23 protein-coding genes are annotated in these 26,852 nt (G+C 48.0%); 7 read left to right on the plus strand and 16 right to left on the minus strand.

Translation table 11 applies throughout. The features are described 5' to 3' along the window. Nucleotides 1-15: 15 nt before the first annotated feature. The 4 genes from AADZ70_RS12195 to hprK are packed head-to-tail and all read right to left on the minus strand — an operon-like array spanning nucleotide 16 to nucleotide 2,976. Nucleotides 16-534 carry an acyltransferase gene (locus AADZ70_RS12195; protein WP_342007107.1) on the minus strand — a complete coding sequence of 173 codons (519 nt, stop codon included), beginning with the start codon at nucleotides 532-534 and terminating at the stop codon, nucleotides 16-18. 3 nt (nucleotides 535-537) lie between these two features. Then, complete coding sequence (ppaX, locus tag AADZ70_RS12200; RefSeq protein ID WP_049627479.1) at nucleotides 538-1,188, minus strand: pyrophosphatase PpaX; 651 nt, start codon at nucleotides 1,186-1,188, stop codon at nucleotides 538-540. A 25-nt stretch (nucleotides 1,189-1,213) separates the two neighbouring features. Then, a complete protein-coding gene (gene lgt / locus AADZ70_RS12205) occupies nucleotides 1,214-2,029 on the minus strand; it encodes a prolipoprotein diacylglyceryl transferase (RefSeq protein ID WP_016937807.1) in 816 nt (271 codons plus the stop codon). Between the two features lie 14 nt (nucleotides 2,030-2,043). After that, nucleotides 2,044-2,976: an HPr(Ser) kinase/phosphatase gene (gene hprK, locus AADZ70_RS12210; RefSeq protein WP_013353746.1), complete on the minus strand. Its 933-nt coding sequence runs from the start codon at nucleotides 2,974-2,976 to the stop codon at nucleotides 2,044-2,046. 169 nt (nucleotides 2,977-3,145) lie between these two features. On the opposite strand from hprK, the gene nagA reads away from it, so the two are divergent. The 3 genes from nagA to AADZ70_RS12225 are packed head-to-tail and all read left to right on the plus strand — an operon-like array spanning nucleotide 3,146 to nucleotide 5,803. Beyond that, the gene (gene nagA / locus AADZ70_RS12215) at nucleotides 3,146-4,336 is read left to right on the plus strand and encodes an N-acetylglucosamine-6-phosphate deacetylase (protein WP_342007108.1); all 1,191 of its coding nucleotides are present in this window, start codon (nucleotides 3,146-3,148) and stop codon (nucleotides 4,334-4,336) included. After that, nucleotides 4,333-5,058, plus strand: a complete 726-nt coding sequence (nagB, locus tag AADZ70_RS12220) for a glucosamine-6-phosphate deaminase (protein ID WP_327814986.1) — start codon at nucleotides 4,333-4,335, stop codon at nucleotides 5,056-5,058. The genes nagA and nagB overlap by 4 nt, the downstream gene beginning before the upstream one ends. Nucleotides 5,059-5,071: 13 nt before the next feature. Then, entirely contained in the window at nucleotides 5,072-5,803 is a 732-nt protein-coding gene (locus AADZ70_RS12225; protein WP_327814654.1) for a GntR family transcriptional regulator, read from the plus strand. A gap of 133 nt (nucleotides 5,804-5,936) precedes the next feature. Here AADZ70_RS12225 and AADZ70_RS12230 read toward each other — a convergent pair whose 3' ends face one another. The 6 genes from AADZ70_RS12230 to AADZ70_RS12255 all read right to left on the minus strand — a co-directional run bounded on the left by AADZ70_RS12230 (nucleotide 5,937) and on the right by AADZ70_RS12255 (nucleotide 12,644). Next, on the minus strand, nucleotides 5,937-6,512 hold the full coding sequence (locus tag AADZ70_RS12230; protein ID WP_045925873.1) for a TetR/AcrR family transcriptional regulator: 576 nt from the start codon (nucleotides 6,510-6,512) through the stop codon (nucleotides 5,937-5,939). A gap of 161 nt (nucleotides 6,513-6,673) precedes the next feature. Beyond that, nucleotides 6,674-10,543, minus strand: coding sequence for a metallophosphoesterase (locus AADZ70_RS12235; protein WP_327814656.1), 3,870 nt, complete (start codon nucleotides 10,541-10,543; stop codon nucleotides 6,674-6,676). Between the two features lie 93 nt (nucleotides 10,544-10,636). Further along, nucleotides 10,637-10,996: a phage holin family protein gene (locus tag AADZ70_RS12240; protein ID WP_014418984.1), complete on the minus strand. Its 360-nt coding sequence runs from the start codon at nucleotides 10,994-10,996 to the stop codon at nucleotides 10,637-10,639. Continuing rightward, nucleotides 10,997-11,191, minus strand: coding sequence for a PspC domain-containing protein (locus AADZ70_RS12245; protein ID WP_003151448.1), 195 nt, complete (start codon nucleotides 11,189-11,191; stop codon nucleotides 10,997-10,999). 4 nt (nucleotides 11,192-11,195) lie between these two features. Continuing rightward, nucleotides 11,196-12,293: a DUF4097 domain-containing protein gene (locus tag AADZ70_RS12250; RefSeq protein WP_064778549.1), complete on the minus strand. Its 1,098-nt coding sequence runs from the start codon at nucleotides 12,291-12,293 to the stop codon at nucleotides 11,196-11,198. A 24-nt stretch (nucleotides 12,294-12,317) separates the two neighbouring features. Further along, nucleotides 12,318-12,644: a hypothetical protein gene (locus AADZ70_RS12255; RefSeq protein ID WP_016937800.1), complete on the minus strand. Its 327-nt coding sequence runs from the start codon at nucleotides 12,642-12,644 to the stop codon at nucleotides 12,318-12,320. A gap of 200 nt (nucleotides 12,645-12,844) precedes the next feature. Here AADZ70_RS12255 and AADZ70_RS12260 point away from each other — a divergent pair, with 200 nt between their 5' ends. Further along, nucleotides 12,845-13,084: a hypothetical protein gene (locus AADZ70_RS12260; protein WP_016937799.1), complete on the plus strand. Its 240-nt coding sequence runs from the start codon at nucleotides 12,845-12,847 to the stop codon at nucleotides 13,082-13,084. A 45-nt stretch (nucleotides 13,085-13,129) separates the two neighbouring features. Here AADZ70_RS12260 and uvrA read toward each other — a convergent pair whose 3' ends face one another. The 3 genes from uvrA to AADZ70_RS12275 form a co-directional block, all read right to left on the minus strand. After that, nucleotides 13,130-16,003 (minus strand): excinuclease ABC subunit UvrA, encoded by a 2,874-nt coding sequence (gene uvrA / locus AADZ70_RS12265; protein ID WP_342007109.1) that lies wholly within the window; start codon nucleotides 16,001-16,003, stop codon nucleotides 13,130-13,132. A gap of 7 nt (nucleotides 16,004-16,010) precedes the next feature. After that, nucleotides 16,011-17,996: an excinuclease ABC subunit UvrB gene (uvrB, locus tag AADZ70_RS12270; RefSeq protein WP_049627486.1), complete on the minus strand. Its 1,986-nt coding sequence runs from the start codon at nucleotides 17,994-17,996 to the stop codon at nucleotides 16,011-16,013. 174 nt (nucleotides 17,997-18,170) lie between these two features. Continuing rightward, on the minus strand, nucleotides 18,171-18,407 hold the full coding sequence (locus tag AADZ70_RS12275) for a CsbA family protein (RefSeq protein ID WP_003151438.1): 237 nt from the start codon (nucleotides 18,405-18,407) through the stop codon (nucleotides 18,171-18,173). A 298-nt stretch (nucleotides 18,408-18,705) separates the two neighbouring features. Here AADZ70_RS12275 and AADZ70_RS12280 point away from each other — a divergent pair, with 298 nt between their 5' ends. The 3 genes from AADZ70_RS12280 (at nucleotide 18,706) to AADZ70_RS12290 (ending at nucleotide 23,211) form a co-directional block, all read left to right on the plus strand. Continuing rightward, the gene (locus tag AADZ70_RS12280) at nucleotides 18,706-21,207 is read left to right on the plus strand and encodes a PEP/pyruvate-binding domain-containing protein (protein ID WP_342007110.1); all 2,502 of its coding nucleotides are present in this window, start codon (nucleotides 18,706-18,708) and stop codon (nucleotides 21,205-21,207) included. A 71-nt stretch (nucleotides 21,208-21,278) separates the two neighbouring features. Further along, nucleotides 21,279-21,848 (plus strand): TetR/AcrR family transcriptional regulator, encoded by a 570-nt coding sequence (locus AADZ70_RS12285; RefSeq protein WP_016937794.1) that lies wholly within the window; start codon nucleotides 21,279-21,281, stop codon nucleotides 21,846-21,848. Between the two features lie 25 nt (nucleotides 21,849-21,873). Beyond that, nucleotides 21,874-23,211, plus strand: a complete 1,338-nt coding sequence (locus AADZ70_RS12290) for an MFS transporter (protein ID WP_016937793.1) — start codon at nucleotides 21,874-21,876, stop codon at nucleotides 23,209-23,211. 239 nt (nucleotides 23,212-23,450) lie between these two features. On the opposite strand, the gene AADZ70_RS12295 is transcribed toward AADZ70_RS12290, so the two are convergent. The 3 genes from AADZ70_RS12295 to AADZ70_RS12305 form a co-directional block, all read right to left on the minus strand. Further along, nucleotides 23,451-24,641, minus strand: a complete 1,191-nt coding sequence (locus tag AADZ70_RS12295; protein ID WP_045926623.1) for a S1C family serine protease — start codon at nucleotides 24,639-24,641, stop codon at nucleotides 23,451-23,453. A 74-nt stretch (nucleotides 24,642-24,715) separates the two neighbouring features. Then, the gene (gene swrA, locus AADZ70_RS12300) at nucleotides 24,716-25,069 is read right to left on the minus strand and encodes a swarming motility protein SwrAA (protein WP_012118562.1); all 354 of its coding nucleotides are present in this window, start codon (nucleotides 25,067-25,069) and stop codon (nucleotides 24,716-24,718) included. A 374-nt stretch (nucleotides 25,070-25,443) separates the two neighbouring features. Beyond that, a complete protein-coding gene (locus AADZ70_RS12305; protein ID WP_342007111.1) occupies nucleotides 25,444-26,844 on the minus strand; it encodes a S41 family peptidase in 1,401 nt (466 codons plus the stop codon). Nucleotides 26,845-26,852: the final 8 nt, after the last annotated feature.

The following is a 26,852-nucleotide window of genomic DNA, read 5'->3' on the forward strand; positions in this document are numbered from 1 at the left end:
AAAACCCCGCTGACGTTAATCAGCGGGGTTTTCCATTCGTTTTTTCATTTCTTCGTGCGTATAGATCAGCTTCATCGGGTTTCCTCCGACAAACGCCCCGGCCGGGACATCTTTATGCACCAGCGTGCCGGCTGATACAACGGCTCCGCTCCCGATGGTGACGCCGGGCAGAATCGTTGTGTTTGCCCCGATCATTACCTCGTCACCGATTGTGACATCACCGGTCCGGTACTCATGTATTAAATATTCATGAGCCAAAATCGTCGTATTGTAGCCGATGATGCTGTTTTCTCCGACAGTGATTTTTTCAGGAAACATAATATCCGGCATCACCATCAGCGCGAATGAGGTTTGTTTTCCGACATTTATTTTCAAAAAGGTTCGGTACAGCCAGTTCTTCACGCTTAGAAACGGCGTATACCTTGCAATCTGGATGATGATGAAGTTTTTTATCACCTTCAGAAAGGGAACCGTCTGATATACATGCCACAATGAATTTGCACCTGTAACCGGATGGCGGTCTGTTTTTCTCACGGATTACTTCACTCCGGTAATGTGCAATAAATCACTCATTTTCTCAAGCATATAATCGGGTTCATACGCGGAAAGCGCCTGTGCGCCTTTAATCGTCCACGCGACGCCGGCTGTTTTCGTGCCGGCGTTTTTGCCCGCCATGACATCGTGATAATTGTCACCGACCATCATGGCCTCCGACGGATCGCACCCCAGCCGGCTGAGCGCAAGCCGCACAGGTTCGGGATCAGGCTTCGGATGCTTTACATCATCAAGCGTGACGACAGTATCGAAAAACTCACCAATGCCTGTCAGCTTCACTCCCATATTGACTGTATCCCTCAGCTTTGTGGTAACAATCCCGAGCTGATAGCCCGCTTTTTTCAATTCATCGAGCGTTTCATAAACCGTTTCGTACTCCGTGACAAGCTCATCGTGCTTCTCATGATTGAATGCCCTGTACATGCTGATCATGTCATCGCACTTTTCGGCATCAATGCCTGAAAATGTTTCGTACAGAGGCGGGCCGATAAACGGAAGCACATCTTCCCGTTTATACTGTCCCGGGCAATAATGATCAAGCGTATGAAGATAAGAAGCGATAATCAGTTCATTCGTGTCAATCAGCGTGCCGTCGAGATCGAATAAAATGGCGGTTAAACGTTTATCAGTCATCTTATGTCCTTTCCGATTTCAGACGTCAGTCCGTATCCGCATACCGCTTATCGGCATACCCTTTAACGCGTCTGAAAACCATTAAAATAATCGCAAGAACAATCAGCACAATGGAAATGACCTGCGCGATCCGAAGCTGGCTCGTGAGCATCAGGCTGTCCGTGCGCATTCCTTCAATAAAGTATCTGCCGATCGAATACCAGATGATATACGTTAAGAACAGATTGCCCCTGCGCAGGTTCACGCGGCGGAGCAGAAGCAGAATCACGACACCCGCAAAGCTCCATAGCGATTCATACAGAAACGTCGGGTGATAATAATGTCCGTCTATGTACATCTGATTAATGATGAAATCCGGAAGGTGAAGACTTTCCAAAAATGAACGGCTGACCGCTTCGCCGTGAGCCTCCTGGTTGATAAAGTTTCCCCAGCGCCCGATGGCCTGACCGAGCAGAATACTCGGCGCGGCAATATCCGCCAGCTTCCAGAATGATATCCCTCTTACTTTTGAAAAAACAACGCCCGTTGCGATCGCGCCGATCAATCCGCCGTGAATCGCGATGCCGCCTTTCCAAATTTTAATGATTTCCCCGGGGTGTTCCGAGTAATAGCTCCACTCGAAAAGCACATAGTATGCCCGTGCGCAAATGATTGCGATCGGGATGGCGAAAAGAACAAGATCAATAAAAATGTCCTTTTTCAGCCCCCGCTTTTCGCTCTCCCTCATGGCCATCCAAAGCCCTAATAACGCACCCGCGCCGATAATGATCCCGTACCAGTGCACGGATAAAGGCCCGAGCTGCAAGGCAATCGGATTGATTGGTGTTCCTGCTTCATTCATATTATTGCCAACTCCTATTCGTCTTGTTCGCCGTCTTCAATGACATCCGCCAGCTTATTCGTAAATTGCTCGGCGGCATTTAAGCCCATCCGCTTCAATCTGAAGTTCATCGCCGCAACTTCGATAATAACAGCGAGATTTCGCCCAGGGCGGACTGGAATGGTCAGTTTTGTAATTTCCGTATCAATGATTTTCATTTTTTCTTCTTCAAGTCCGAGACGGTCGTATTGCTTCCCTTGCTCCCAAAGCTCAAGGTCCATGACGATTGTAATTCTTTTATTGCTTCTGACAGCGCCCGCTCCGAACAGCGTCATGACATTTATAATGCCGAGACCCCTGATTTCAAGCAGATGCTCAATCAGATCAGGCGCATTTCCGACGAGCGTATCCTGATCCTCCTGCCGGATTTCGACGCAGTCATCCGCGACAAGACGATGGCCGCGTTTGACGAGCTCCAGGGCCGTTTCACTTTTACCGACACCGCTTTTTCCCGTTATGAGCACACCGACGCCGTATATATCCACAAGCACGCCGTGAATGGCGGTTGTGGGCGCGAGACGGCTCTCAAGAAAATTCGTCAGCCGGCTTGACAGTCTGGTTGTTTTCAGAGGGGATCTCAGCACCGGCACGCCGTTTTTCTCGGATGCTTCTACAAGCTCCGGCGGGATCGGCATATCTCTGGAAAGTATGATAGCCGGCGTCACATCGGTGCACAGCGATTCCATCCGCTGTTTTTTATCCTCCTCAGGAAGCTGATCGAAAAATGACAGCTCCGTTTTTCCTAAAAGCTGCACCCGTTCTCTCGGGTAATATGTAAAATAACCGGCGATTTCAATACCGGGCCGTGATAAATCACTCATCGTAATCGGGCGGTTAATCCCTTCTTCTCCGCTGATCAATTCTAAATGGAACTGCTCCATTACGTCTTTGGTCCGAACCTTTGCCAAGATATGTTCCTCCTGTTCTGGGATGTTCCGAGCTTTGAACAGTTATATTTTATCACTTTACCGTCTGAACCAAAACAGATTTATACAATTCCGGCATAACTGGTCTAGATAACTAGTCTGAAAAAGAGTAAAATAAAACTAACAACTAACAAGAAAGGCGTGTTTTAAAGTGGCTGAAAGCTTGTTAATCAGCGGTGCGGACATCGTAACAGAAGAGGAAATCATCCGAAACGGATTTCTCGGTATAAAGAACGGCATCATTTCTTACGCGGGGAAAACAAGACCGCAAGAAACGTATGAGAAGGAATGGAAGGCGCCCGCGGGCTCGTATGCGCTTCCCGGAATGATTGATATTCATATTCACGGCGGATACGGCGCGGATACGATGGATGCTGATGTTGCAGCTCTTGATACAATGTCCGCCCGGCTGCCCGAAGAAGGAACAACCGCTTTTCTAGCGACAACGATCACACAGCAGCACGAAAACATTGAAAAAGCGCTTAAAAACGCCAAGGAATGGACGGACTCCTCACCGCAGGCTCATAAAGGCGCTGAGTTGATCGGCATTCATTTAGAAGGACCGTTTGTCTCTCCGAAAAAGGCGGGAGCACAGCCGAAACAATGGATTACGCCGGCCGATGCCGGACTCTTTCAGAAATGGGAGCGTCTCTCCGGAGGGCTGATTAAAATCGTGACGCTTGCGCCGGAAGAAGATCCTGATTTCAGCCTGATCCGTTATTTAAAAGACCGGAACATCATCCCGTCAATGGGACATACAGACGCGGGAGCCGATCTTTTAGAAAAAGCGGCGGATGCCGGAGCGCTGCATATGACACACCTTTTCAACGCCATGAGCTCCTTTCACCACCGTGAGCCGGGGGGCATCGGTACGGCGCTCGCCTGCGGCCGCATCACGGCGGAGCTGATCACTGACGGCATTCATTCTCATCCTTTAGCTGTAAAGCTTGCCTATTTGGCGAAAGGAAGCCAAAACCTGATCATGATTACAGACTCCATGCGGGCAAAAGGGCTTAAGGACGGAGAATACGAATTCGGCGGACAAAGAGTCACCGTTTGCGGAGACCAAGCGCTTCTTTCTGACGGGACGCTGGCCGGTTCCATTTTAAAAATGAATGAAGGCGCGGCGCTCATGCGCAGGTTTACGAACTGCTCATGGCTGGATATAGCTAATATGACAGCAGCAAATGCAGCCCGCCGGCTCGGCATTTTTGACCGTAAAGGAAGCCTTGCGGAAGGAAAAGACGCCGACGTTGTTTTGACGGACGGACAGTGCGGCGTGCTGGCAACGATTTGCCGAGGAAACACCGCATATATCTCAGGAGGAGCTGATTGGACATGAACGTCATCACATGCAGACATTATGAAGAATTAAGTGAAAAAGCCGCAGAGATGATTGCTGAAACAGTTAAACAAAAGCCGGATGCCGTTCTCGGGCTTGCGACGGGCGGCACCCCTGAAGGCGTATACAAAGAGCTTGTGCGGATGCACCGCTCCGAGGGTCTGTCATTCCGGGATGTCACGACGATCAACCTTGATGAATACGCCGGGCTTTCTCCCGAGGACAAAAACAGCTATCATTATTATATGAATACACATTTTTTTGCACATATCGACAGCAAAAAGGACCGCCGCTTTCTCCCTGACGGACGGGCAGACGATCTTGAGGCTGAATGTGAACGCTATGACCGATTGATTCAAACACTCGGCGGAGCGGATATTCAGCTTTTAGGCATCGGACACAACGGCCATATCGGCTTTAATGAGCCCGGAACGCCATTTGAATCCCGAACCCATGTCGTTGAGCTGAATGAAGAGACAAGACGGGCGAATGCGCGGTACTTTCCGTCAATCGATCAAGTTCCTGAAAAAGCCGTGACAATGGGGATCAGGACGATCTTGTCCGGCAAACGGATTTTGATCATGGCATCCGGAAAAAGCAAGGCCCAAGCGGTGAAGCAGCTTCTGGACGGGCGCGTCACTGAAGCATTCCCCGCCTCCGCCCTGCACGAACACCCGGATGTGACGGTCTTGATTGATGAAGAGGCTGCGGGCGGCGATTGAAAGGATTTGACCTATGCAGATTGATAAACAATCTCCGATTCCGATTTACTTTCAGATTATGGAACAATTGAAAACCCAAATCAAAAACGGCGAGCTGCAAGCGGATGCGCTGCTTCCGTCGGAACGGGAATACGCCGAACAATTCGGCATCAGCCGCATGACGGTGCGCCAGGCGCTTTCCAATTTGGTGAATGAAGGATTTTTATACAGACAGAAAGGCCGTGGAACCTTCGTCAGCAAACTGAAGATGGAGCAGCCGCTTCAAGGGCTGACAAGCTTCACCGAAGATATGAGAAGCCGGGGCATGAAGCCGGGGAGCAGACTTGCCGAATACCAGCTGATTCAGGCGACGGAAGAGTTATCTTCTATCCTGGGATGCGGCTGTCCGGCAACGCTTCATAAAATCATCCGCGTCCGGCTGGCGAATGATATCCCGATGGCGATCGAAGCCTCGTACATCCCGTTTGACAAGGCGGGGAAATTGGATGCCTCCCATTTTCAATCATCCATGTATGAGCACATCGAAGCGTACAATCAGATGCCGATTTCACACGCCAAACAAGAGCTTGAACCGGGAGCCGCTTCCGAGGAAGAAGCCGAACTGCTCGGAATCCAGCCCGGCGCGCCCGTCCTCTATATCAAGCGGACCACTTATCTGCAGGACGGCACTGCCTTTGAGCATGTCAAATCCGCCTACAGAGGCGACCGCTACACATTCGTGCATTATATGGACAGGGTGAAATGAAACATCTCCAACCGTTACGGGTTGGAGATGTTTTTTTGATCTGCCATTTTCAAATCAATTCTCTATGACTCTGTCAAAACGGAGAGGCTGGGGTTCTGGTATCTATTTTTATAAAGAAAAGAGTACTAAAATGCTACCCTCTGTTTTGGACAATATACGGAACCTGCTTTGAAATCAGCAGCAGCGGTTCTTTGTTTTTGTGAGCCAGTGAAAACATGATTGCGCCTTCAATCATCGAGTTGATTGTCATCCCAAGCTTCTCCGCTTCCTCTTGTTCAAATCCATGTTCAAGAAATTTTGCCGCAAACACATCCGTCCACTTCTTGAACACCTCAACACATGTGCATCTTAACGTTTCATTGATCAGAGCGGTCTCACCCGCCAGCAATCCAACCGGCACGCCCTCAATATTCTGAGGATCATTAAACTGTTCAGCCGTTACATGAATAAAGTGCTGAATGGCTTCTACAGGGTCCCCGAATTCAGACATACTATTCTGTATTTGCTTTTCAACGCATCTTCCCGTATGTCTGATCGCCGCAATGGCGAGTTCTTCTTTTCCGTTTGGAAAGTGATGATACACAGACCCTCTGGGTGCTCCGCTCTCTTTTATAATTTGATTCAAACCTGTCGCATGGTATCCCTGAATCTGAAAAAGATATGCAGAGGTTTGAATAATTCTTTCTTTTGTCCCGGTTTTACTGTTCATTATGTTTCCTCCTGCATTTAAGAAAACCAATCGATTTTAGTATAGAAAAGGGACATAAAAAAGTCAAAAGCACTTATTACAGCAGGGCGCTGCTATTTCCGTACAGAAAAAATCCTGCTGACCGTCAGATTTCTGAGCGATCAGCAGGCGGTATTTCACTGTTATGGGTTGGAGACATGCCTGAAATCAAGCTGATCCGGAGCTGGAGCATACGGCGTATTTCCCGTTTTGAACATCCAGATCGGTGATATTGTTTTGCCGTTGTACGGATCTTTGACGACGGTGTACCAGTAATAAACTGATTCTGGCTGCAGGCCGTCCCAGACCCACTCTGCGGTTTTTCCGCTTTTTACGTGTTTTTGATGACCGAGCAGTTCGTTCGTATAAACGTTGCATTCAAAATAATCGGTCGCTACCTTTTTCATTTTCGGCTGTAAATCCATTTCAGCTGAAAATTCGTCTTTATCAGCGAACAGATCGGTGTCATAGTAATTGATGTCATCCGTATACGGCGAGTAGGAGAACATGTGAACCTGATTGGCGGCCTGATCGAATTGCATGATGCGCATATAGCCTTGGCCCCCTTCAGGACCGTCCTGATAGTCGGTCAGAATTTGATGAACGAGGCGGTCCGGTTTTCCGTCGCCGTCATCGTCAAGGGCATCGGTTTTTTTCATGGCATTATGATAATGGCCGCTCAATACCATCGCCACATTGCGATTCGGCTTAACGACTTTTTGGTAGATCGTCTCCCCGATCGGGCTTCGGTTTCCGCTCACAAGCAAATACTCATGAAAACATAATATGGCGGTTCGGTCCGGATATTGCTTAAGCACTTGATTGATCCAGTCAATCTCTTGATCCCCAATGCCCCAGCCCATATAAATCATAATAAAATCGTTCCCGCTTGCCGACAGCAGATCATAATGCCCGCGGTTATTTTTGTATGACCCGCCGTAATGCATGTTCTTTTCAAAACGGCGGCTTCCGAAGAAATCCCCGAAGGTGCGGTATGTGCCGTCTTTATGGCCGACGTCATGATTGCCGGCAAGCACGCCGTACGGAATCCCCGCCTTATCAAGTGTCCGCATGGAATGATCGGCGTTTTTCCACTGTTTCATTACCATTGAATCATCGACGATATCGCCGGTATGAAAGACATATTTGATATTGTGCTTTTCCTTATTTTCTTTGATCCACTCCGTCATTTTGTCAAAAATGTTCGGGTGCCCTTGTGCGTAATACTGTGTATCGGACATCCAGACAAACGAGTAATTGCCTTTTGCCGGGATTTGATCCTGAACGATGACATTCATCTTTGAGTTTTTCACCGCATCCGCTGCGGACACGGCGGCTTTTAACGTAAACGGCTTTTTATTTTTGGCAAGGCCGCTGTCCGCCTCCTGCCAGCGGCTTGTCCGGTAATTCCAAATATACATGGTTACCTTTCGGCCGGGCAGAGAGCTTCCTTTCCAGACCGCCTCGGCCAGATCCGTTTCGTCAATAGACGGGTCAACGGTTACTTCAAATCGGTGATAAGGGAAACGTTCCTTGCTTTCTGATGAGACTGTTTTTCCGTCATTTGCCGAGATACGGTTCATTTCCGGCAGTGTAAACGGCATTTCATTTTCTTTTATGCCTTGCGGCGGTTCTGTTAATGAGGCGTGTTTATACACTCTCACGCTGCCCGGATTCCGCGCGGTGTAACGGAATCCCCGGTAAAATGATACATTCATCTCATCCTTCGTCGGATCTTTTACCCGGACGGACAGCTTCGCTTTATGGGCGCTTATGTTTTGATCGGCAAGCTCCGGCTGATCCGGCTCCTCCCGTTTGATATGGAAGGTGCGGACGGACGTTGTTTCATTTCCGGCAAGGTCTGCCGCAGTGATGGTAAGGGTATGCTTTCCGGGCTTAAGATCGGCTGATGACGTATGATGCGGGAGCGTGATGCTTTCTCCGTCCAAAAACGCTTTGACTTCTTCCACCTTGCTCCATTTATCACGGATGTCCGCTTTCAGCTCAAAGTTACCTTTCAATGTCGCGCCTTCTTTGATACCCGGAACAATTTTCGGCCCTGTATTGTCCACCCGTACAGACTGACTGAGCTGCTCCTCACCGTCGCTTACAAAAATCTGATGATAGCCTTCAGAAAGCTTCGCCGTATTCCATGGCAAAAGCCGCGACGTAAATAAATGATCCGGCAGGCTGAATGAGAAGGTCATGCTCTGATTCGCCCGCTTCCCGTCACCGATAAACAGCTGCTCAGCAGGATCCCGCTTCCCGTCTTTGATCAACGTTCCGTCTGAAAGGATCAGGCGGGCATTTTTCACGATAAAATCATCCCGATTCTCCCCCGTGTCATACGGAGAAACCTTTGAGCCCGCGCGGATGGATACTTTCTGCGTTTTGCCCCCTTTTTGTAGCAGACGTTCCGGAAGCAGAACCGAATACGTTCTGTAGCGGTGAGCCGGATCGTCAAAAATGTGCAGCACCTCGTTTTCCATCATGACGGTGTTTTTGAAATAAAGATTGGTTTTTCGGGCATCAAAGGCGAAATAGACCTCTTTTTCCAGCGCCGGCCGGGTCTCCTGCCGCTTGCCGTCAATCCACAGCCTGATCTTATCCGCGTCGGCGTCAGATGTGGCTTTGAGCAGATAGGTGCCCGATATCGTATCTTCCGGTTCAATGTTCATTCTGAGTCCGTGTGATTTACTCGTCTGTTCAATGTCAATCATCTTGACGGGTGTTTTTGCTTCATTTTCCCCGTCACCGGCTGCGATATAATACTCCAGCTGATCCTGGCCGAGCAGTTCCGGAGAATAAATAATGTGACGGTATAAGCTGTCGTTGCGGTCTTTTTCAGCCAGAATTCGTTTGAATGGTTTGTTCTCATTGGTTCTGTAATAAAACGCGGCTGTTTTGACAAGGTTTTTGTCCCGGATGTCCGCTTTTAATTCAATGCTTTCTGCCGGCCGGACCGGCTTTTTGTCTGTAAGGTCTTCAATGACTGGTTTTTCCTTGTCCGGTTTGATCACTCTTTTCTGCTGAGGGATCTGCGCCTGAAAAACGGAGCCCGGTGACGGCTTATGTTCGCTTGTGGAGATCTTCAGCAATTCTCCCGTTCCGTTCAGCGGATATTTGTACAGCAAAGAAGTCAGCCGGCGGAATGCGTGTTTTCGGTAGTGCGCTGAGGCGATGGTTTTTCCGGTGTTTGCTGACAGCACCACCGTCCGCGGGCGGCCGTTGGACATTCCGTCCGTCCCTTCGATGACGGCGAGATGTTTTCCCTCCTCCAGGCGGGTTCCGTAATAGCGGTTGAAATCATCTGCCGTCAGTTCTGATCCGGCGCGTCTCAGCCAAAACACATAAGCGCCGCCTGACGGAATGACAATATCTTCTTTCGGCCTCCATATCACATCTGAATCCGGCCCTTCCTTCGGGTAGCGGTAGCGGATATGATAATCCTTAAAGTGAATGGGTCTGTCCGTCGTGTTATACACCTCGATAAATTCATAGGCATCAGCGCCGTCTTCATTTTTCGTATCAACGGCAAGCTCCGTAATCATCAGCTCGGGAATATGATTCAAATCTGCTTGATAGCCGTCCAGCTTCAGCCGCTTTTTCTCCGATTCCGCCCGCTGTCTGCCGTTGGTGAAAACGAGGTAATATTCCAATTCTCCATTCCAGATATCCCGTTTTGAAACCTGGGCCGTAAACAGCCGGATTGCGCCTGGAGCGGGCTCCATCGGCACCATCTTATATCCCAGCTCATTGCTTTGTTTATAAAAAAGAAACGCCGAAAACGCTTGATAATCGGCATTCTGTACATGAGCCTGTATGAACAGGTTTCTTTTCATTTCCGCCTTTACTTCGATTTGGGGAGGATTCTCCAGAAGCGGTATGTAATGAGGCGGCTGTCCGAATTCCTGCTGATTCACCGGGATTGCCGATTCTTTGCGCGCCGCACCCGCAGAAGGACTCACACAAAGCAAACCAATCAGAAAAAAGAGCGTCATCACAAGTTTCATCTCATTACCTCCCTATGCATTATGTTGCGTCAGGAGGCCTCCGCTTATGTAACCGCACATAAAAAAGCTGCCCCCTCGGGGACAGCTCTTTTTTTATCCTTTTCTAAGCGGCTCCAATATGCCTTTTTGAATCAGCAAGTGGAAAACGGAAAGCACGACGGATGCCCAAATGGCGGTGCCGAACCCGTCAATCTGAAAGCTGTCTCCCATCAAGGCAGCGGTCATCATTAACGTAATGGCGTTGATGACAAACAGAAAAAGGCCGAGGGTCACAACCGTGACAGGCAATGTCAATATGACGATGATCGGCTTGATCAGCACATTTAACACAGAAAGAATCACACTGGCGATGACAGCCGCTCCGATACTGCTGATATGGACGGAATCAAAATATCCCGCGATAACGATTAATAATAAAGCATTTACTAAAATGCTGACTGCCCATTTGATCATTTATTTCAAATCTCCTTCTAAAGGTACGACAAAACACCAGATAATATATACAATCGGCACGATTCCGCTCGTGACAAGCGCTAATACAACGGTTATGATGCGCAAAAGCGATGCATCCATATTGATATACTCCGCCAAACCGCCGACGACACCGGCGATTTTACGGTTTTTTTCTGAACGGTAAAGTCTTTTCATCCAATCACCTCTGAGTATGCTTGAGCTTAATGGCTCCTGTTAACGATTCTGAGAAAATCGAGAGATGCTGATCATGGCCTTGATTTGATTCCAGCATCAGTTCTTTTTGAATGGTATCATTCTTTTCCTTTAAAATCTCCGCATCAATCAGCTCGTGGCTGAGAGAGCCGAGATTGCTTTTGAGCTCCGCTTTCACCGCCGAGTCATCAGGCAGGGCGATCTCCACATTTCCGGTCGTCGTTTTTGTGTAGATGGAGCGGCAGTGCGGCGCTGTCACGGTAAGGATGATATTGCCGTTAAAGCTTTGGACGTCTATAGATTCACTCGATCCGCGCAAATCAATCAAGCCATTAATTGTTTCTGCTTCGATCGCGCCGCATTGATGGCCGGCCAGCTTGATTTGTCCGTTAGCCGTTTCCGCCGACGCTTTCTCAGCCGTCAGATGAGAGAACGACAGAACGCCGTTTGTCGTTTTCGCCGAGAATTCTTTTACATGTAAATGTTCCCCTCTGATCGGTCCGTTAAACAGTTTCACTCTTATCTTATCGTACTCTTTCTGAGGAACATAAAGCGTGACATTGGTTTTCATCGTTTTCTTTTCCGTGCGGACAAAAAACTTATTGCCCTTCATTTCACACTCAATGTGCTGGAGGAATGCGGTGCGCGCCGCCTCCTGACTGTCCGCCCGGTACACTTTCGCCTGGCACTCCGCTCTGACATCTTCATCCTCCCACGGTACGATATTGACGCTGCCGTTTGCAATCTGCATATCAATGGCTGAGAATTCACTGTCTTTAAATTGAAAAATATGCTGCACGTCGTGTGCGTGGCCGAAATTCAGATCCAGATCCGCTTCCTTCACTTTTTTGACAGCCGAATCAATCCAATCGAACAGCTTAGCACCGAGCGACGGCTTTTGGCTTTCTTTTGTCCCGCTTTTGAAATCTTCCGCAGATTCCTGGACCTCCGTTGATAATGCGGTGATCTGCTCTTCTTTTTCTTTATATTCATGATCCAGTTTTTCAATGAGCGTCAAAGCTTCCTGCGCCGTCAGCCTGCCTTCTTCCACAAGCTTTAAAATCCGTTCTTTCTCCTGTTTCATATAAAACTCCTCCCCCGACTTTTCTTACACCTGGCGTAATACCTTTATTCCCTGCACGATATTCCAAATGACCATTCCGATGAGGATCAGAAAATAAACAGCTGCTCCTGCTATCATAACAAAAACCGGAACCATACTCTCCCCCTGAGCCGTAATCGCTCCTCCGACAACACCGGCAATCACAATCAGCAATCCCGCAAACGGAATGATGTGAGAAATCAGGGCGCGCATGGCATGCCGCTTCGTCTCTTTTTCATCGACGACGAAGTAAGCCACAATCGGAAGAATAAGAGGCGCAAAAAACACGCTGAAATAACAGATGGATGCGATGATCGCTTGGTTTCGATTCAATAAAAACACTCCCTGTGCGGTAATGTAAAAGGCCCTTCATTATACATACGTATGACGAATGGGCGGGTTTCATTTTCATGCTAAAGGACATGCTTCGTTATACGTAATTTTTCATTTCAGAGATTTCACTATAGAATCTTTTCCCCTAACCGATTACAATATGTAACAAAGCCTGACCGTATGCAAGGAGGACATACCAAATGGAGAAAGATCCCGGAAACGACCAAGTAACGGAAGAAAGTCTGCGAAAATTGATTCGCGAACAGAAAAGAATGAACAGCGAAATGCTGGCTGAACTGGAACAGATCAAGGCGGCGCCTCTTCCCATTTCTCATGATATTCAATATATAAAAGTGCTGCTGGACAGCAGCAGCACTCATATTCTGCAGGACTTAATGCATTTAAGCAGACAGCTTCCCCAACAGAAGAAAAGCCTGTAGCACAACAGCCCAAAACCGATCGGTTTTGGGCTGTTCTTGTATCTGTTAAGTGGCTGCCGTTTCTTTTTCGGCCAGCAATGCTTTCATCCGTTTTTTATCACGTTCCATTACCGGTTTCAGATAGCGGCCCGTATATGATTCTTTCACTTCGATAATTTCTTCAGGCGTCCCGGAGGCTACGATCGTGCCGCCGCCCGCGCCGCCTTCAGGTCCGAGATCGACGATGTAGTCCGCCGTTTTAATGATATCGAGATTGTGTTCAATAACCAAAACGGTATCTCCGTTATCGACGAGTCTTTGAAGCACAACCAAAAGCCTTGCGATATCATCAACGTGGAGGCCTGTCGTCGGTTCGTCCAGAATATACAGCGTCCGGCCGGTGGAGCGCTTATGCAGTTCAGAAGCAAGCTTGACGCGCTGCGCTTCTCCGCCTGAGAGCGTCGTCGCAGGCTGACCGAGCGTCACATACCCGAGTCCGACATCGGCAAGCGTTTGAAGCTTGCGTTTGATTTTCGGGATATTTTCAAAGAAAGACAGAGCATCTTCCACCGTCATATCCAGAACATCAGAAATGCTTTTGCCTTTGTACGTGACCTCAAGCGTTTCCCGGTTGTAACGTTTGCCGTGGCACACTTCGCACGGGACGTACACGTCAGGAAGGAAATGCATCTCAATTTTGATGATGCCGTCGCCGCGGCAGGCTTCACAGCGCCCGCCTTTCACATTAAAGCTGAATCGGCCTTTTTTGTAGCCGCGTACCTTTGCTTCATTTGTCTGCGCGAACACATCGCGGATGTCGTCAAACACACCCGTGTAAGTTGCCGGATTCGATCTCGGCGTCCGGCCGATCGGCGCCTGGTCGATATCGATCACTTTATCAAGATGATCGAGGCCTTTGATCTCTTTATGGCTTCCCGGTTTCGCTTTGGCTTTATGAAGCTTTTGCGCAAGCGCCTTATGCAGAATTTCATTCACAAGCGTGCTTTTTCCGGAACCGGATACCCCTGTCACCGCCGTAAAAGTGCCGAGCGGGAATTTGGCATTCGCTTTTTTCAGGTTGTTTTCCGTAGCGCCTTTGATTTCAATGTATCGGCCGTCAGGTTTTCTTCTCTCCGGAGGCATCGGGATGAATTGAGCCCCTGACAAATAACGTCCGGTCAGAGAATCCGCATCATTCATCACTTCTTCAGGCGTGCCCGCAGATATAACACGGCCGCCGTGAATGCCGGCGCCCGGTCCGATATCTATCAGATAATCGGCAGCCATCATCGTATCTTCATCATGCTCGACGACAATCAGTGTGTTGCCGAGATCTCTCATGTTTTTCAGCGCGCTGATCAAACGGTCATTGTCACGCTGGTGAAGACCGATGGACGGCTCATCAAGAATGTACAGGACGCCTGACAAACGGGAGCCGATCTGCGTCGCAAGCCTGATACGCTGGGCTTCGCCGCCTGACAGCGTTCCCGCCGCCCGGCTCAGCGTCAGATAATCAAGACCGACTTTATCTAAGAAACTGAGCCGTTCCACAATTTCTCTTAAAATTAAATCTGCAATCTGCATATCTTTCTCAGACAGCGTCAGGTTTTTGAAAAATTCCAGCGCATCGCCGACGGAAAGTTCGGTAATGGTTCCGATGTGGCGTCCGTTGACCAAAACGGCCAGCGCTTCTTTCTTCAGCCGGTAGCCTTTGCACGTCGGGCACGGCTTCTGTGACATATATTGCTCCATCTGTTCGCGGATATAATCGGAGCTTGTCTCTTTGTACCGTCTCTCAATATTGCGCAGCACGCCTTCAAATTCAATTTCATTTTCCCGCACTTGTCCGAAATCATTCTCGTATTTAAAGTAGATCCGTTCATTGCCGCTGCCGTACAGCACTTTATCAAGCTGATGCTTCGGCAGGTCTTTGACCGGAGTCTCCATATCAATGCCGTAATGGCGGCAGACCGCCTGAAGCAGTTGCGGATAATATTGGGAACTGATCGGCGTCCACGGTGCGATGGCGTGCTCTTTTAATGAGAGCTCAGGATTTGGAATGACGAGCTCCGGGTCCACTTCAAGCTTCAAACCGAGACCGTCGCAAGTCGGACAGGCGCCGAACGGGCTGTTAAACGAAAACAGCCGGGGCTCAAGCTCTCCGATGGAAAAACCGCAAATCGGGCAGGCGTGATGCTCGCTGAACATCAGCTCTTCCTGGCCGATGACATCTATCATGACACGGCCTTCTCCTAAGCGGAGGGCGGTTTCCAGTGAGTCGGAAAGCCGGGCGGCAACGCCTTCCTTGACGACAATCCGGTCAATGACTACTTCAATGGAATGCTTTTTGTTTTTTTCAAGTTCAATATCGTCGGAAAGCTCGGCCATTTTTCCGTCAATCCGCACCCTTACATACCCTTGCTTTCTGATTTGGTCAAGGACCTTAACATGGGCGCCTTTTCTGCCTGAGACCATCGGCGCAAGCACTTGAAGCTTCGTCCGCTCAGGATATTCAAGAATCCGGTCAACCATCTGTTCAATCGTTTGCGATGTAATTTCGATGCCGTGCTCCGGACAGTGCGGCTTACCGACTCTCGCGTATAAGAGCCGGAGATAATCATAAATCTCCGTTACCGTTCCGACGGTTGACCGCGGATTTCGGCTTGTCGTTTTCTGGTCAATGCTGATGGCCGGAGAAAGCCCTTCGATCGCATCAACGTCCGGCTTATCCATCTGCCCTAAAAATTGGCGTGCATAGGCAGAAAGCGATTCAACATACCGCCTCTGTCCTTCCGCATAAATGGTGTCAAAAGCAAGGGATGATTTTCCCGATCCGGACAGACCCGTCACGACGACGAGCTGATCCCGCGGAATCGTTACATCAATGTTTTTTAAATTGTGCGCCCTTGCCCCTTTCACCTCAATCCGGTCAATTGCCATGTGTTCATCATCCTTCCGCTTTTAGCTCTAACAGTAAGTCACGAAGCTCTGCCGCCCGCTCGAAATCAAGCGCTCTGGCCGCTTCTTTCATTTCATGCTCCATTTGCTCAACGACTTTCTGGCGTTCTTTCTTCGTCAGCTTCGTCAGCTTAGGCGCGGCTTTTGTTTTGTATTCTTCTTTATCCTCAGCGGCCTGCGTCGCGCGGATCACATCGCGGATTTCCTTATTGATCGTTTGCGGCGTAATGCCGTGGATTTCGTTAAAATGCTCCTGCTGTTCCCGGCGGCGCTTCGTTTCATTCATCGCGATTTCCATCGAATTCGTGATTTTATCGGCATACATGATGACCCGGCCTTCTGCGTTTCTCGCTGCCCGTCCGATCGTCTGAATCAGCGAACGCTCAGAACGGAGGAAGCCTTCTTTATCCGCATCCAGAATGGCGACAAGCGACACTTCCGGAATATCAAGACCTTCTCTCAGCAGGTTGATGCCGACCAGCACATCATATTTTCCGAGCCGGAGGTCACGGATAATCTCAATCCGTTCAAGCGTCTTAATCTCGGAATGCAGATAATTGACCTTGATGCCGATTTCTTTCAGATAATCGGTCAGATCCTCTGACATTTTTTTCGTTAAAGTCGTCACAAGCACGCGCTCATTCCGTTCTATCCTCGCCTGAATCTCGCCGATCAGATCATCAATCTGTCCTTCGATCGGCCGAACGTCAATGAGAGGGTCGAGGAGTCCCGTCGGCCTGATGATCTGTTCGATCATTTCCGGCGTATGCTCAATCTCATACGGTCCCGGAGTAGCCGACACGTACACGATATTGTGCATATGTTTCTCAAATTCCTCGAATCGGAGCGGACGGTTGTCAAGCGCTGACGGCAGGCGGAACCCATGATCGACAAGCACCTGTTTTCTTGCCTGGTCACCGTTGAACATGCCGCGCACCTGCGGAATCGTCACGTGTGATTCATCAACGACGATCATAAAATCGTCCGGAAAATAATCAAGCAGCGTATACGGCGTAGAGCCCGGAGGACGGAGCGTCAAGTGTCTTGAATAGTTCTCAATGCCCGAACAGAAACCCATTTCCCGCATCATTTCAAGATCATATCTCGTCCGCTGCTCAAGCCGCTGCGCTTCAAGGAGCTTGCCGTTTTCGCGCATGACTTTCAAGCGCTCCTCAAGCTCCTGTTCAATGTTCAGAATCGCTTTTTCCATCTTTTCCGCCCGGGTGACGAAGTGGGAAGCCGGGAAAATCGCGACATGATCGCGGTCGCCGAGAATCTCTCCGGTCAAAGCGTCAACTTCTCTGATCCGCTCTATCTCGTCTCCGAAAAATTCCACTCTGATACAATGTTCGTCACGGGAAGCCGGGAAAATTTCCACAACGTCGCCGCGCACGCGGAACGTCCCCCGCTTAAAGTCGATATCATTGCGGGCATACTGGATATCCACAAGCTTTCTCAGCAGCTCGTTCCGCTCAATCTCCATTTCCGGTCTGAGCGACACGACCATCTCCCGGTATTCTTCAGGCGAACCGAGACCGTATATGCATGACACACTCGCAATGATAATGACATCTCTCCGTTCAAACAGAGAGGATGTCGCGGAGTGCCGCAGTTTATCAATTTCATCGTTAATACTTGCGTCTTTCTCTATAAATGTATCCGTTTGAGGCACATACGCCTCCGGCTGATAGTAATCGTAGTAGCTGACAAAATATTCGACAGCGTTGTTCGGAAAAAACTCCTTAAACTCGCTGTACAGCTGTCCGGCAAGGGTTTTGTTATGGGCAATGACCAATGTCGGTTTATTGACTTCTTTAATCAGATTGGACACGGTAAAGGTTTTGCCCGTCCCTGTCGCACCCAGGAGAGTCTGATGTTTTCTGCCTTCCTGTATGCCTTTGACAAGCTTCTCAATCGCTTGCGGCTGATCTCCCTGGGGCTGATATTTCGAGACTAACTCAAAACGATCTTTCACAAAAAAGCCTCCGTTTCTTTACGAAATCTTCCTATTGATATAGTAACACAATGACGGGCAAAATCACTAAAAATACGAACTAAAGTTCGATGGTTTGTTTTTACCAAGTCAATTTTTGTATAAAAAACCTGCTTTTATGGCGTAAAAGCAGGCTTCCATTTCATATTCACCATGTCAGGCATTGTCTTTCTTTTTGTCTGCTTCTTTTTTGGCCATGTACAGCCCGCCGGCTACCAATGATACGACATCCAATCCAACGATGAAATACGTTTCGGTGTAACCTTTTAAATAGGATGCGAAAAGCAGTGCGGCTGTGAGCGCGATCGCCACATAATGGTTAAAAGTGACCCGCGTAAAAAGGACGACCAGCATAAAAGGGAAACATAATGCAAAAACGGCTTTTGTAATCACAAAAACCCTCCTCGGGAATTCTTCATCTCATCTGATTATAGTAAAAAATGAAGAATCGGACAATCGTTCCCCTGCTATCACAATACCCTTTTTCAGCAGTCTTCAATCATTTGTCAGAAAAAATGTGAATGTAAATCTATTGAACCATTAATGAAATGAATCAAATTGCCTTTCTTCAGCCGAAAGGAGGAGAAGGATTAGGTCTTTGTGTCTTTTACAGTTTCTTCCTTCCTCTTTACAATGTAATGATAGTGTTTACTATCATTTTCTTGGATGAAGAAAAAGGGGGTTATACCGCATGTATTCAGTACGATTTCAAAAAGCGGAAGAATCGAGCCGCTCAGCAGGCGCAAAAGGAATGAACCTGATTAAACTGACGAAAAACGGCCTGCCCGTTCCCGACGGTTTTGTCATTCAGACAAATGCGCTGACGCGTTTTATGGAAGATAACCGGCTTCAGGCAGAAGAGGAAGAGATGGAGCGCGCCATTATAAACGGCACGTTTTCAAAAGAGCTCCGCGATGAGCTGATTGCCTCTTTTTATGAATTGAGAGAATCATACGCCTCTGTTGCCGTACGTTCCTCGTCTGCGTCCGAAGATCTTGAAGGCGCTTCTTTCGCGGGCCAGTACGAAACCTATTTAAATATCAAAACAGAAGAAGAGTTTCTTGGAAAAGTGAAAGAATGCTGGGCTTCCTTCTTTTCGGCGCGGGTCAGCGGTTATAAAGAGAAAATGAACAATGACACTGCAGAGCCGTTAATGGGTGTTGTCGTCCAAGGGCTGATCAATTCTGAGGTGTCAGGGGTCATTTTCAGCCGAAACCCCGTCACACATGATGACGGGGAACTGATGATCAGCGCGAGCTACGGCCTCGGAGAAGCAATCGTTTCCGGAAGCGTGACGCCCGACACATTTATCGTCAATAAAGACACATTCCGGATTGACAAAGAAATCGGTTTAAAAGAAATGTATATCGTTTCTCAAAAGGAAGGCGTGACCGAAAAAGAAACGTCCGCTGACATGAGAAACCGCTTCTGCCTCGACGACGAGAGCATCAAAGAACTTGCCATGCTGACGATAAAGACAGAAGAACTGTACGGTTATCCCGTGGATCTTGAATTCGGATTTGCCGAAAATAAGCTGTATCTGCTTCAGGCCAGACCGATTACAACGATCGCGCAGGATCAGAAAGCGGCAGACGAAGAACGGGAATTTATCATGACGCCTCGGGACCAGAAAGATTTTTGGCTCAATATGGAGTCCAATATAGAAGGCCCCATCAGCCCGTTATTCGCCTCTCTCATTGTGCCTGCTCTAGAATACGGCCTCAAAGAGAGCACGAAGGCCTTCCCTGTGATGGGCATCGAGATTGAGCGTGTCAAGCTCCACCAGGGTCATGTTTTTTCCAGACAGCATAAGACGGACGACAACCTGCCCCCAGAACAGTTAGAAGCGCTTTTTCCCGTTTTGGCTGACCGCATGTATGATATTATTCATGAAACCTTTCTGCCTTTTTATCAAAAGCTGGACGGACTGGCGCATAAAAATCATACACCGGAGACTGCCCTTGAGGCGTTCCGAAACCTGCAAGAATTCTATTTAAAAGGATATGAAGAACATTTCAACATTGTCTTTCCGCAGATTGCGTTAAATATGACACTGGAGTCCATGTACGGACAGATTGAAAAAGACAACGCCTCCCTTCTGTATGAAATGCTGGCCGGCGTCATGAATAAATCACTGGAAACCGACAGACAGCTCTGGCTGCTTTCCGGACAAGTAAAAGACAACCCTGAACTGCTGCGTGTCTTTACGGCTTCCCAGGCCGACGAGCTTCATCAGACGCTTCTGCAATCAGACGAAGGAAAACGCTTTCTCGAACAAGTTGGCGAATTCTTACAAGAATACGGCTGGAGATCAGTAAAAAGCCATGATCTGATCGAAGAAACGTGGGCGGAAAATCCTTATTTCGCTTTGGCTAACATTCAAAACTACGTCCGGAACGGCTACGATTTTGACAGTGAGTTTCATAAAACGATAGAAAAACGCAAACAGCTTTACGCCGCCTTCATGAATCGAATTGAAGATGACGGCTTCCGGGAGACGTTTGACCGTTATTATCAGTGGGCGTTATCTGCATCTGTCATCATAGATGATCACCATTTTTATATCGATGCGATGCTGGACGCCAAAGCGCGCCTTTGTCTCTTGAAAATCGGCGAGCTGCTGCAAAAACAAGGCGTGATCGATGACCGGGAGGATATGTGGTACTTATATAGCGATGAAGTCGAGAAAGCGCTGGTGACGCCTGTTCCGATGAAGGAAAAAACCGCTGAACGGAAACAGCTTTTCCAGCAATATCAGCTGCTTGAAGCGCCCGCTTATCTCGGCACACCGACGCCCGAACAGCTGAAAGCCGCTGAGCAGGTTACAGGCGCCATCACAGAAGATGAAAAAAACACTGAACATCATATTTACGGACTTGCAGCGTCAAGCGGAATCGCAAGCGGCCCGGTGAAAGTCATTCGTGACGCCAGTGATTTTTCCCGTTTTTCATCAGGAGATGTGCTCGTCTGCAAAATGACGACACCGCTTTGGACCAGTCTGTTTCAGGATGCAAAGGCCGTCGTTACGGATACGGGCGGCATCCTGTCACATGCAGCGATCATCGCAAGAGAATACGGGCTTCCCGCTGTTCTCGGCACACGTGTCGCGACTGACAGGCTCAATGACGGAGATATCGTCTCGGTAGACGGCACAAACGGACAGATTACGATAGTCAAACGCGCTTCATGCTAGGTTTCCCTCTTTATTGACGGGCAGGGCGGGTGTATACTTGTCCTGCCAGTATTTACGCGAGGTGAAACATGTTGAGAACGACGAACAAGAGAATTCTTGACGCTGCGATGAATCTTATCATTCAAAAAGGATACCGCGCCGCGACAACAAAAGAAATCGCAGAAAGAGCGAATGTAAGCGAAGCAACGATTTTTCGTAATTTTAAAAACAAACAAGGACTAATGAAAGCCATGATTGAGCAGCAGGCACCGGTTCCGGAAAGCGTAATCACCAAGGCGGAAGGCAATCTGTATGAGGATCTTCTTCATTTCGCCACGACCCTTTTGCAGCGATTGGAACAAAAAAAAGAGGTGTTCCGCATCTGCCTGCGCGAACCGGAATTATTCGAAGACGTCCTGCAGGATATTGTCGTATATCCGCAATCCGTGAAAAAGGATTTAATCGTTTACTTTAAGGAACTGACAAAGAAAAACAGGATAAGCCCCGGCAGCGAAGAAGCTAATGCAGACGTCTTTATGACGATGATTTTCGGTTATTTTATGCACCGGCTGCAGCTGGGGAAAAGAGTCATCACTCTTTCTGAAGAAACGATGCTGAAACATAGCACTGAGATTTTTATTAAAGGAATTATCAGCCGGTAATGTCCGGCTCCTAGGAGGATGAAGGATGAGTTCAAAGAAAGAATGGGCGCTGATCGTTTCGCTTTTGCTGGGAGCCATACTCGTTCCTATCAATTCTACGATGATCGCAGTCGCTCTTTCATCCATTTCCCGCTCATTCAGCGAATCAATTGCCAGCATCACATGGGTCGTGACGGTGTATTTAATTGTGATGGCCGTGACACAGCCCATTGCCGGCAAGCTCGGTGATATGTACGGAAATAAAAAAATGTATTTATGGGGTGTCGGCCTTTTTCTGATCGCTTCATTGGGGTGCGCCCTCTCGCCAAGTCTTTTTTTATTGATTTTCTTCCGGGCGCTTCAGGCTGCCGGCGGCGCTTTGCTTACGCCAAACAGCATCGCCATCATCCGCCATGTCGTGTCCGAAAAACGGCTTCCGAAAGTATTTGGTTTTTTCGGCCTCGGTGCCGGGCTGGGCGCGGCTCTCGGACCGTTTATCGGCTCTCTTTTAATCGAGAGTTTCAGCTGGCATTCGATCTTTTGGGTCAACATTCCGTTTCTGGCGATCGCACTCGGGACGGCATTTATCATGTTTCCTAAATATAAAGAAGAAACCTCTGACGCGCCGCTTGATATCATCGGATCCGTTCTGCTTGCCGGGAGCATTGTATCTATTATTCTTCTGACGAAAAATGAAAGCTCTTTGGGCTATTGGGTGTACGCGCTGCTCATTCTATTATTTGTTCCCTTATTTTTCAGGCGGGAGCTGCGCACGAAACATCCGATTATTGATTTTGACCTGTTTAAAAACACAACCTTTACAAGCGCCAATCTGTCCGTTCTGTTAAGCAATTTAATGATGTATGCCGTGTTATTGATTATGCCGCTCTTTATGACCGGCCACTTCAGCATGAATACATCGCACAGCGGTATGGCTCTTTCAGTCTTTTCCATTTTTATGTCCGCCAGCAACTGGGGCGGAGCTCAGCTGCATCACAAATGGGGCGCGCGAAGAATGATTTTTCTGTCGTTCGGGCTGATGGCCGGAGCCAATCTTTTATTTCTGCTTTTGGTTTATTCCCATTCCGTCCCGTTCCTTATGGCATCGCTTATTGTGGGGGGCATCGCGTCCGGTGCGGGGCTGACGAGCATGCAGGTGTCTTCTCTTGCGACGGTAGAACCGGGCATGTCCGGTATCGCATCCGGGATTTTTTCCACCTTCCGTTATTTCGGAAGCATTATTTCTTCAGCACTGATCGGTTTAATCTCCGGATTTCACATTCTGTTTATAATATTGATCGGCGTATCTGTGATCGGCTTGTTCGTATCGCTTGGAATTAAGTCCGGCGAAACCGTTGATACGAAAAAAAGCCATTCAGCGTAAACAAAAAAGGTTCCGTGAGCACCCGCTTTCCGGAACCTTTTCTAGTTTTCCTTCTTATTTTTCTCTCTCGAAAGTGTCACCGCACTCCCCGCGGCATAGAGTATCGCAATGCCGTTTGCTCTATGAGATTCTTTTTATTTAAAAGAGAGAAGGGGAATGTAACTGAGTTCGGCCGCTGGCGCCGTAATCCGGCCGTAAAAAAAAGCCCGGCCGCCGTGTTGTTAGCGGCACCGGGCTTTTTATAATGCTGTCATTTCTTCTTGCTCATGTTCATCCTGAACGAATAAGATACCTAATTCATGATGTTCGCCTTCATAGGACGCGCGCTGATCAAACCGGATCTCACCATTCAGGCCGATGATCTCCATTTTTACAAATGCGCGGTTTTTTTGAAGTGCTTCGTAAAAATCCGATACATGCTTTACGGGAATGCCGTTTACTTTCGTTATAATCTCACCGATCTTCAGCTCAAGATCTTCCGCGGGCGTATTCGGAATGATGCCGAGCACCATTAAGCCCTGATCCCGCTTAGAGAAATAAAACGGAGCCGCGTTATCGTTCAGCCGCTGTCTCAATGATAAGAACAGGCGTCCGAGCACCGCAATACAAGCGGCAGCACCGGCAAGCGGACTCCACCAAAGGGCCGCTGCCCCGAACGCGGTGACGATAATCCCGAGAATCATGACACGCTTCGCCGTTATCCGTATGCTGACTTCTGGCAGGGATCCCTGCACACGCTGTCCGAAGCCGGCGATATAAGGAATCCAGATCAGATGGAAAGAGCCGCCCGGCACGGTAAAGACAGGCCACCAAGAAAGGTGTGACTCAAGCCCGCTGCCCGGCACCAATAAGAAAAGCGGAAGCAGCCATGCGCGATTCGCCAATTGACGGCCGATGGGCAGACCTCTGCTGCTGACGACAAGCGCCGGAGATGTTTTCAGGTGCGCTGAACGGTAAGCAGCCGCTCCCTCCGTGATGATCAAAAGGCCCATAAACACGGCCGCTGATGCCCAATTCACGCCGAATGCCTGCGGAAACCGATCCGCAAACGGCACTGTGTGGGTATACTGAAGGATAAACGCAATCATCATGCCGGCGCTGACAATATAAGCTGATGACAGCCAGTTCATACGGAACGTCAGCGATGCCAAAGCCGTCACAGCCGCAATTATGCCGAGAAGACCGAATGGAATCGAAATTCCCAGTCCAAAAAATAATATGGAGAGAAGAATACCCGGTATAAGCCCTTTTATGTATGTAAAGATAAGCTCGTCATACATATCTGCGATTTTTGTATGAAACGTATGGCGTTCACGTTTAATCCGCAAATATCCGCATGCGAGACTTATGATGATAAAAAACCAAAACATCGGGTGCAAAAAAAACAGACCGATACTTTTCAGAAGTTCAATTCCCCATTGAACAGACATTGCTTTCACCGCCTCAAGCCAAACATTTTAATTCTATTCTACCAAATAATCATTGGCTTGAATATCTCAAACGTCTATCTCTCTTCCGTCATCCACAACGTCACATTTGATAGAGAGAAATCTTTCAGATAGTGGTCGACTTCCACCTCGATTACACCGCTGATCAAAAGCATGGACCGTTTAATATCCGTCAGATTGATTCCTAAACGCTTATGGTTTTTCATTAAGTAGGTGAAATAATGCTTTGCACACTCCTCATTGATATCGTGAACACATTCAACATTTGTGTAATTGACCAGGTATCTGCTGAACAGCATAAGAAGACTTAGTGCTTTTGTTGATGAAAATGTAACGTCTTTTGTTCGGTCTTTTAGTTGTTCCACTAATTCATAATATTTTTTTTCACGCACAATACTTGCCCTCTTCAATTGTGAACCCCCATTTTTTTATCCAGATAAGCACGGGTGATTACAGCTGCCGTGCTGAAGCGCCGCAAACACTTCTGCTTTCAATACTGAAATGCAGCTGCCAAACTAAAAAACTGTTCTCTATTAGAACCTTCTTTTATTGTAAGAACTAAAACTGACTGAGGCAACTTTCAAAAGTTTCATTTTGAATACATATTAACTCGGCATAAAGTCTCTCTTCCATATAAATATCGGGTAATGTTTGTCCTTTATAAATGTTTAAATGTGAAAATTTTTTTAATATCTTGTCAAAATCGTCATAATTATATGTCTTTTGGTTCATTTATGAGACATGATAAAAGAAACAGGAGGCTTAAAAAAAGCCTCCTTTTCATTTATTTAACAAATAATGATTTTAACGCCATTTGCAGCTGTATATCATTTTTTTCGTCAGATTTCTTCTCATTCATCAGCTGATTCATTTTTTCCGCTGTTTGTTTGTCAATGACAGCTGTTTTATCAAGTTTGTACCGACCTTGGAACGCCATGACGGCTTTTTTCATTGTGCCGCTGAAATAGCCGTCCGCCCTGCCCGGGTCGAAACCCAAACCTTTCAGCAGGATTTGCGCGTGTTTGACATCTGCGCTGTTCATATCAGGCTGAAGCGGCTGTTTCAGCTGAAGCGGTCCCGCCGCAAAATAATCCGGCTGGCTTACGGTGATTGTCGGAGTAATGCCTTTTTTGTGAATCCAATTGCCTTTCGGCGTCAGCCATTTGTAAAGCGTCAATTTAATGTTGCTGCCGTCTCCCATCGGCACGGCCTGCTGTACCGTTCCTTTACCGAAGGAGGTATCACCGACAACGTCATAATGCCCCGCTTCTTTCAGCGCGCCCGCAAGAATTTCTGAAGCGGAAGCGCTTCCTTTATCCGTAATGACATTAACGGGATACGGCTTCTTATGTTTTAAAGTTGAGAAATATTGTTTTTTATCTCCGTTGCGTTCCGCGATTTGGATATACGGCATGTCTTTTGTGACGAAATGCTTTAAAATCTGTTCGACGCTTTGAAGGTAGCCGCCGGGATTTCCTCTTACGTCAAGAACGAGTCCGTCAATCCCTTGTTTCTCAAGCTTTTTCAGCGCCGCGGCGAAGTCCTGAGCAGTATGCTCGGAAAATGTCGATATAGCGATGTAGCCGACATGATGCCCGCCTGATTCCTTGCGGGAAGCAAATACGGTTTCCAGCGGGATTTCCGCTCTTTTAATCCGGAATGACAGCTGTTTTTCAGTGCCCGGACGATGTATTTTAATAGAAACTTTCGATCCTTTTTTCCCTCTGATTTTCAGCACGGCTTCATTTAAATCTTTCCCGTTCATTGACTCGCCGTTTATACTGATGATTTCATCATTCGGCTTGAGGCCTGCCTTTTCAGCCGGAGATTGCTTAAACGGTGATACGATAATGATTTTATTCTCTTCCATACCGACTTCAGCGCCGATCCCTTCAAAAGATGAATCCAGAGAATCGGAAAACTGCTTGGCGGTCTGCTTGTCCATATAAACGGAATAAGGGTCGTTTAATGTAGACAGCATCCCCTGAATCGCTCCTTCAAGAAGCTTTTCTTTATCCACATTTTCCACATATTCGTTCGAGATCAGCTCATATGCTTTTTCAATTTTTTCCATTGCCTGGCTTCTTTCTGCTTCTGATGATTTCGGCTGTGCCGCCCCGGCAATATGGGCTCCGCCGCACAAGATGCTGACGGCCGCTATCGCTGCGATTATTTTCTGCTTCATCGTTTACC

Origin of the sequence: Bacillus sp. YBsi01, assembly GCF_038406745.1 — a bacterium.
Taxonomy (GTDB): Bacteria; Bacillota; Bacilli; order Bacillales; family Bacillaceae; genus Bacillus; species Bacillus siamensis.

Excerpts from the sequence above, each read along its gene's own strand:
- AADZ70_RS12280 (WP_342007110.1), top strand. The coding sequence starts at position 18,706 with ATGTATTCAGTACGATTTCAAAAAGCGGAAGAATCGAGCCGCTCAGCA.
- AADZ70_RS12295 (WP_045926623.1), bottom strand. The coding sequence starts at position 24,641 with ATGTCTGTTCAATGGGGAATTGAACTTCTGAAAAGTATCGGTCTGTTT.
- nagB (WP_327814986.1), top strand. The coding sequence starts at position 4,333 with ATGAACGTCATCACATGCAGACATTATGAAGAATTAAGTGAAAAAGCC.
- AADZ70_RS12290 (WP_016937793.1), top strand. The coding sequence starts at position 21,874 with ATGAGTTCAAAGAAAGAATGGGCGCTGATCGTTTCGCTTTTGCTGGGA.
- uvrA (WP_342007109.1), bottom strand. The coding sequence starts at position 16,003 with ATGGCAATTGACCGGATTGAGGTGAAAGGGGCAAGGGCGCACAATTTA.
- AADZ70_RS12305 (WP_342007111.1), bottom strand. The coding sequence starts at position 26,844 with ATGAAGCAGAAAATAATCGCAGCGATAGCGGCCGTCAGCATCTTGTGC.
- AADZ70_RS12260 (WP_016937799.1), top strand. The coding sequence starts at position 12,845 with ATGGAGAAAGATCCCGGAAACGACCAAGTAACGGAAGAAAGTCTGCGA.
- AADZ70_RS12250 (WP_064778549.1), bottom strand. The coding sequence starts at position 12,293 with ATGAAACAGGAGAAAGAACGGATTTTAAAGCTTGTGGAAGAAGGCAGG.
- AADZ70_RS12225 (WP_327814654.1), top strand. The coding sequence starts at position 5,072 with ATGCAGATTGATAAACAATCTCCGATTCCGATTTACTTTCAGATTATG.
- AADZ70_RS12235 (WP_327814656.1), bottom strand. The coding sequence starts at position 10,543 with ATGAAACTTGTGATGACGCTCTTTTTTCTGATTGGTTTGCTTTGTGTG.
- AADZ70_RS12245 (WP_003151448.1), bottom strand. The coding sequence starts at position 11,191 with ATGAAAAGACTTTACCGTTCAGAAAAAAACCGTAAAATCGCCGGTGTC.
- ppaX (WP_049627479.1), bottom strand. The coding sequence starts at position 1,188 with ATGACTGATAAACGTTTAACCGCCATTTTATTCGATCTCGACGGCACG.
- AADZ70_RS12230 (WP_045925873.1), bottom strand. The coding sequence starts at position 6,512 with ATGAACAGTAAAACCGGGACAAAAGAAAGAATTATTCAAACCTCTGCA.
- lgt (WP_016937807.1), bottom strand. The coding sequence starts at position 2,029 with ATGAATGAAGCAGGAACACCAATCAATCCGATTGCCTTGCAGCTCGGG.
- AADZ70_RS12240 (WP_014418984.1), bottom strand. The coding sequence starts at position 10,996 with ATGATCAAATGGGCAGTCAGCATTTTAGTAAATGCTTTATTATTAATC.